Genomic DNA, 6790 nt, shown 5'->3' with positions numbered 1-6790 from the left:
GCTGTCCTCGATTTTCTGCGTTCTTTACCAGCATTTTTATCCCCCCACACTATTATACCGCTTTCTTTTCCTCAATACGAGAAAAAGGCCACCTTTCGGTGATCTTTTTCGACAGGCTGGGAAGAGGCGGCAGTGCCGCCTCTTCTTTTCATCACGATATAAAAAGAGCCGTTCCCGTGGTGGGAACGGCTCTTTTCTGTCGTTGGATTACATATCGACGGTCAGGACCTTCTTCAGGCGGGCAAAGCGGGGCAGGGAGTGCTCCTTGGGGCCGTTGGCCTCGCCCTGGATGAGGGGCAGGACGTAGTCGATGAACTCCTGCTTCACGCCGTTGCCGGCCTCGTTGATCCACTCGCGGGGCACCTTCTTCTCGAAGTTGGCCACGATGTCCAGGGGCTGCAGCACGGTCTCGCACTTGTAGCCGCCGTCGCGGGTGCACTGGAAGGCCACCATCTTGTCGGTGGTGCCGGCCACAGCAGCCTCCACGGCGGTCTTACCGGCCAGGAAGGCCTCGTCGATGTCGGTCTTGGAGCCCACGTGAGAGCCGCAGCGCTGCAGCAGGGACAGCTCGATGCCGCGGACCTTGGCGCCGGTCTTGTTTTTGATAATGTCGGCCAGCTTGACGGCCAGGCCGCCCAGCTGAGCGTGGCCGAAGCCGTCGGTGGCGGAGGTCTCAGCCTCGGACACGAAGCGGCCGTCGGCATAGTGGATGCCCTCGGACACGGCCACCATGCACTTGCCGGTCTTGTTGTAGATGTCGGTTACGTCCTTGACGAACTGATCCATGTCAAAGTCGGTCTCGGGCAGGTAGACCAGGTCGGGGCCGCAGCCGGCCACGGAAGCCAGAGCGGCGGAGCCGGCCAACCAGCCGGCGTGACGGCCCATGATCTCAATGACGGTGACCATGCCGGTATCATAGACGTGGGCGTCCTGCCATACCTCGGCGCAGGAGGTGGCGATATACTTGGCGGCGGAAGCAAAGCCGGGGCAGTGGTCGGTGCCGTTCAGGTCGTTGTCGATGGTCTTGGGTACGCCCATGATGCGGCACTCATAGCCCACCTTCTGCATATACTTGGAGATCTTGTTGCAGGTGTCCATGGAGTCGTTGCCGCCGTTGTAGAAGAAGTAGCGCACGTCGTACTTCTTGAAGATCTCAAGGATACGCTTGTAATCGGTATCGTCCTTGTCGGGGTCGGCCAGTTTATAGCGGCAGGAGCCCAGAGCGGAGGAGGGGGTGTACTTGAGCAGATCCAGCTCAGCGGCGTCCTCCTGGCCCATATCATACAGCTTATCGTCCAGCACGCCCTTGATGCCGTGGGCGGCGCCCAGCACCCGGGTGATGCAGTCGGTGTCCAGGGCGGTGCGGATCACGCCCAGAGCACTGGCGTTGATGACGGCGGTAGGACCGCCGGACTGGCCGATAATACAAGCGCCTCTCAGTTCACTCATGAAAGTTGCCTCCTGTTGGTTGAATAAATTTTTACAAATTTTGATTTTGCGGGAATATCATATCACGTCCTCTTGAAATTATCAAGGAGACCTGCTAAAATCATGGTGCATCAAAAAAAGGAGATGACTGATATGCCTCTCGTAACTACTAAGGAAATGTTCCAGAAGGCCTACAACGGCGGTTACGCCATCGGCGCCTTCAATGTCAATAACATGGAGATTGTCCAGGGCATCACCGAGGCTGCCAAGGAAGTCAACGCCCCCCTGATCCTTCAGGTCTCCAAGGGCGCCCGCGCCTACGCCAACCACACCTACCTGGTGAAGCTGGTTGAGGCCGCCATCATTGAGACCGGCCTGCCCATCTGCCTGCATCTGGACCACGGCGACAGCTTCGAGACCTGCAAGAGCTGCATCGACGGCGGCTTTACCTCCGTCATGATCGACGCCTCCTCCAAGCCCTTCGCCGAGAACATCGAGATCACCAAGAAGGTCGTTGAGTATGCCCACGATCACGGCGTCGTCGTCGAGGCCGAGCTGGGCGCTCTGGCCGGCGTGGAGGACGAGGTCAACGTGTCCGCCGCCGACTCCCACTATACCCGCCCCGAAGAGGTGGAGGAGTTTGTCTCCAAGACCAACTGTGACTCCCTGGCCATCGCCATCGGCACCAGCCACGGCGCCTACAAGTTCACCGCCGCTCAGTGCACCCGCAATGAGAAGGGCGAGCTGGTTCCCCCGCCCCTGCGCTTCGACATCCTGGACGAGGTCGTGAAGCGTCTGCCCGGCTTCCCCATCGTGCTCCATGGCTCCTCTTCCGTGCCTCAGGAATTCGTGAAGATGGTCAACGAGAACGGCGGCAAGATGCCCGACGCCGTGGGTATCCCCGAGGAGCAGCTGCGTCAGGCCGCCCGGGGCGCTGTGTGTAAGATCAACATCGACTCCGACCTGCGTCTGGCCATGACCGGCACCATCCGCAAGTTCTTCAACGATCATCCCGACAAGTTCGACCCCCGTGAGTACCTGAAGCCCGCCCGTGCCGCCATCAAGGAGCTGGTGAAGCACAAGCTGGTTTACGTTCTGGGCTGCGACGGCAAGGCCTGATCCAACAAAATCACCACAGAAAAGGAGAGGGGAGACCCTCTCCTTTTTTGCACCCTGACCCGCTGCCGCATAGAATAGCGGGAAGGGAGAGAACTGTTATGCGGGAGCCTGTTCCATACGACCGCCGTGCCGCCGTGCGCTACGCCCACCGGTGGGCCTATGGCCGCAACCCGGCCTACTACGACTATGAGGAGGTGGGGGGCGACTGCACCAGTTTCGCCTCCCAGTGCCTGTACGCCGGCATCGGGGTGATGGACTACACCCCGGACTACGGCTGGTACTACCTGGACGCCAACAACAAAGCCCCGGCCTGGACCGGGGTGGAGTTTCTCTACCGCTACCTCACCGACGGGAGGATGCGGCCCGGCCCCTACGCCGTGGAGACCGGTCTTGACCTGCTGCTGCCGGGGGATATCGTCCAGCTCAGCCCCCAGGGGGACGTATTTACCCATACCGCCGTGGTGGTCCAGGTGGGGGCACGGCCCACCCTGCGCAATACCCTGGTGGCCGCCCATTCCTACGATGTGGACCGGAAGCCCCTGGGGAATTACGCCTTCCGGGCCGTCCGGTACCTCCATATCCTGGGCGGCTTGCGGGAGACCGGGGGAGTTTCGTAAAGACGGAAAGAGGCGGGCGGCCATGTGGCCGCCCGCCTTTTGCCGTCTCAACCGGCCAGGGTCAGGCCGGAGTCCTCCAGGCAGAGCCGCCGGAAGAAGGAGACGGTCTGGCCGTTTTCGTCCTCACAGGTGCCCGCCAGCACCACGCAGCCCTCCAGCGGGTCGGCGGCGGCGGTGTCCAGACTGCGGAAGGCAGGCCAGTGCTCCTTTAAAAAGTCCTCGTAGGTGACGGTGTAGATGGTCCCGTCCCGGCGGAAGAAGAGCTGCTTGTCGGTGACCAGCTCACAGTCCCCGTCCCCGTTCAGGTCCAGGATGCTGACATTTCCCCGGAGGGTGCTCTCCGCCCGCAGGAAGCGGACCAGACCTTCCTCCTGGTTCCAGCGGTACAGGTCGATGGTCCAGTTGACCTCCTTGGAGTCATTGCTCCAGCCCGCCAGCAGGCCCTGGTAGCCCAGCAGGGCGGGGAAGTCGTCCAGCCACCGGTTGTCGGCCACAACCCCCAGGGGGAGACGGTCAAAGGAGGGCACCACGTCATCGTTCTCCAGGGTGATCCGGGGGACACAGGTGCCGTCCTTCAGGGTGTAGAGGCCGAAGTAGAACTGGTCGTCGAAATTGGCGCCGAACCGGGTAGACTCCCTCCAGGGCTCTGGCTGAGGGTCGCTGAGTTCTTCATACACCGTCAGCGCCTCCAGGGGAACGGTGACAGGCTCCTGGGTCCCGGCGGCAGGCTGATCCACCGTGAGGGTGTCCCCGCTGAAAGTGAGTGTGCGCAGGAAGGAGGCGGTCCCGCCGTTTTCATCCTCCATCGTGCCGGAAAGCAGGATACAGCTGCCTCTGGCGGACAGTCTGGCCTCCTCCAGGGTGCGGAAGGCGGGCCAGCGCTGGGCCAGCAGGTCGGCGTAGTTCACGGCATAGAGGGTATCCTCCCACTGGAGGAGAAGCTGCCGGTCGGTGATCAGCTCCTCCTTCCCGTCCCCGTTCAGGTCCTGGGTCAGCAGCTGACCGCCGGCGCTGCCGTAGGTCTCCGCCAGCAGGGACCGGTTTCCTTCCTCGTCCACAGCAAACAGGTCGTAGAACCATTCATCCTGCCGCTCCGACGGCACGCCGGGGTAGGAGGTGATGAAACCGTCGGTGCCCATCAGGTCCAGGTAGTAAAACAGCTGGTAGGTCTCCTGAAGCCCCTTCCCGCTGCCGGACTGTTTGCTATGCAGGAAGAGCATGGCGCCGGCGTTTTCGCTTCTGGGACCCTCCCGCATGGTCCAGGGTGGGGTTTCGCCGCCCTCAACATAGGAGTCCAGGTCGAAGTGCTGCTCGATGGTGGGATTTTGGGGCACGGCGGGGGCGGAGTAGGAGGTCAGGTCGGATGCGGACAGGGTGAAGGTCCCGTCCTCATATACGGCGGTCCTTGGCCCGGAGAAGGTACAGGCCGCCGCCAGACCCGCCAGCAGCACCGCCGCCAGCACGGCGGCCAGGACGGGGCGCTTATCATGGGCGATGCGGGTGATGCGGTCCTTCAGCTGCCGCCTGCCGGAGGCCATGGTGGTGGCGGCCAGCAGGGGATTGGCGGGACGGCCCGCCACCGGCACCAGAGCCAGCAGGGTGCGGCCGTAGGACAGCCGCCGGTCGTGGTCCAGTCGGGCCATGGCCCCCTCGTCGCAGGCCAGCTCGCAGTCTGTCCGGGACAGGAGGGCGGCAGCCCACACCAGGGGGTGGAACCAGTAGATGGTGAGGCACACACACCGCAGCAGGGCCCACAGGGGGTCCAGATGTCTGGCGTGGGTGCGCTCGTGGAGGAGCACATACTCCAGGTGGCCCGACCAGACGGCGGCGGGGGTGAGATAGATGGCGGGCCGCACCAGCCCCACCAGACAGGGGGAGGAGAGCCGGTCAGACAGATACACCGGCAGGGGACAACCCTCCACCTGGAAGGGGACCCGGCTCTTTTTCAGCCTCAGCCGGAACCGGACATTGGCGGTGAGGAAGAAGGCGGCCATGGCGGCCATACCAACCTTCCACACCACATCCAGCACCTGAGCCGGGGAGAGGGTGGAGGCGGGGAGGGTGGTACTGGTCTCTCCGGCGGTGGAAACGCCCTCCAAAACCTGGGTCTGGGTGTTGTCCGTGGTCTGTTGGGCGGCCGGTTGGGCGGGGACCTCCACCGGCCCCTCCAGAACGGCGGTGAGCTGCTGCCCGGCCTGCTGGCTCACATCCAGCACCGAAACAACGGGCAGGGCGGGCAGCTGCACCGGCACCAGCAGCCGCACCAGCACCAACGCCCACAGGGCGTACTGCACCCGGCGGGGGATGGCGGTGCGGAAGAGAAACCGGAAGAGGATCAGGGCCAGGATCAGCACCGACGCGGTGAGGATGACTTCTTTCATGACGACTCCTCCTTTGCCTGCTCCAGAATGGCGGAGAGCTGGTCAATGTCCTCCTGGGTCAGGGCCCGGCTGTCCACCAGGGTACTCACCATCAGCCCCAGGCTGCCGCCGTATACCTTGTCCAGAAAGTGCCGGGTGGCGGTCTCCTCCGCCTGCTGGCGGGGGAGCAGGGGGGTGTACTCCTTGGCCCGGCCCTCCTCATGGTGGGTCACCGCCCCCTTGGCCTCCAGCCGGGAGAGCATGGTGATGATGGTGTGCTTGGACCAGCCGGTCTCCCCCTCCAGGGCGCGGGTCAGCTGGGTGATGGTGGCCGGACCGTCCTCCCACAGGCGGTCCATCAGCTTCCATTCGCCGTCGGACAGGTGGATCTTCATAGGGCATCCCTCCATTGGTGTACAGTTGTCTACCTCTTCTAATTGGAGCATAGCACAAAGGTAGACAGTTGTCAACCATAAGTACAAAAAAGAGGGCGGGGATAAACCCCGCCCTTATGAAGGCTGCTCCAGAGCCCGCTCCAGGGCCTCAATGACGATCTTCATGGCCTTGATGCGGGCGTATTTCTTGTCCACCGACTCCAGGATGTGCCAGGGGGCAAAGGCGGTGCTGGTGCGCTGGAGCATCTCGTTCACCGCCACCTCGTAGGCATCCCACTTGTCCCGGTTGCGCCAGTCCTCCTCGGTGATCTTCCACTGCTTGGCCGGGTCGGCCTGCCGCTCATTGAACCGCTCCAGCTGGGTGTCCTTGTCGATCTGCACCCAGAACTTGATGACCACCATGCCGGAGCTCACCAGTTCCTGCTCGAACTCGTTGATCTCGTCAAAGGCACGCTGCCAGTCGTCGGTGGTGCAGAAGCCCTCCAGCCGCTCCACCATCACCCGGCCGTACCAGCTGCGGTCAAAGATGGCGATGTGCCCCGTCTTGGGCAGCCGGGTCCAGAACCGCCACAGGTAGTGGCGGGCCAGCTCGTCCTTGGTGGGGGCGGCGATGGGGAGGACCTCATACCCACGGGGGTCCAGGGCGGAGGCCAGCCGCTTGATGTTGCCCCCCTTGCCGGCGGCGTCCCAGCCCTCGTACACCACCACCACCGGCACCTTCTTCCGGTAGAGCTCGTTGTGGAGGGCGGCCAGCTTCTTGCGGCACTTTTTCAGCTGCTTGCGGTAGTCCTTCTCCTCCAACGCCTTGTCCAGGTCTACCTGGGCCAGGGGCAGGGTGGGGGCCAGAGGCCACTGATAGGAGGGGTGGACG

The 6790-nt window shown here is 63.2% G+C and carries 5 protein-coding genes and 1 pseudogene; 2 read left to right on the top strand and 4 right to left on the bottom strand.

Annotation, left to right across the window (positions count from 1 at the left end; genetic code table 11):
- Positions 1-207: 207 nt before the first annotated feature.
- A complete protein-coding gene (locus B5G42_RS16920) occupies positions 208-1449 on the bottom strand; it encodes a 6-phosphofructokinase (RefSeq protein ID WP_087272923.1) in 1242 nt (413 codons plus the stop codon).
- A 132-nt stretch (positions 1450-1581) separates the two neighbouring features.
- On the opposite strand from B5G42_RS16920, the gene fba reads away from it, so the two are divergent.
- Together fba and B5G42_RS16910 are read left to right on the top strand one after the other, a co-directional pair.
- Complete coding sequence (fba, locus tag B5G42_RS16915) at positions 1582-2547, top strand: class II fructose-1,6-bisphosphate aldolase (RefSeq protein WP_087187968.1); 966 nt, start codon at positions 1582-1584, stop codon at positions 2545-2547.
- A 98-nt stretch (positions 2548-2645) separates the two neighbouring features.
- Positions 2646-3164, top strand: coding sequence for an amidase domain-containing protein (locus B5G42_RS16910; protein WP_087272920.1), 519 nt, complete (start codon positions 2646-2648; stop codon positions 3162-3164).
- A 47-nt stretch (positions 3165-3211) separates the two neighbouring features.
- Here the strand turns inward: B5G42_RS16910 and B5G42_RS16905 are convergent, their stop codons facing one another.
- The 3 genes and pseudogenes from B5G42_RS16905 to B5G42_RS16895 form a co-directional block, all read right to left on the bottom strand.
- Entirely contained in the window at positions 3212-5545 is a 2334-nt protein-coding gene (locus tag B5G42_RS16905; RefSeq protein WP_087272915.1) for a M56 family metallopeptidase, read from the bottom strand.
- Positions 5542-5919, bottom strand: a complete 378-nt coding sequence (locus B5G42_RS16900) for a BlaI/MecI/CopY family transcriptional regulator (protein WP_087272913.1) — start codon at positions 5917-5919, stop codon at positions 5542-5544. Before B5G42_RS16900 ends, B5G42_RS16905 begins: the two co-directional genes overlap by 4 nt.
- 114 nt (positions 5920-6033) lie before the next feature.
- Positions 6034-6790 (bottom strand): annotated as a pseudogene (locus B5G42_RS16895) (phosphate--AMP phosphotransferase); the annotation flags it as partial.

Origin of the sequence: Flavonifractor sp. An91 (assembly GCF_002159225.1) — a bacterium.
GTDB classification, from domain to species: domain Bacteria; phylum Bacillota; class Clostridia; order Oscillospirales; family Oscillospiraceae; genus Flavonifractor; species Flavonifractor avicola.
Note: the sequence above shows the minus strand (reverse complement) of the source record. Positions and strands in the feature narration are given on the sequence as shown.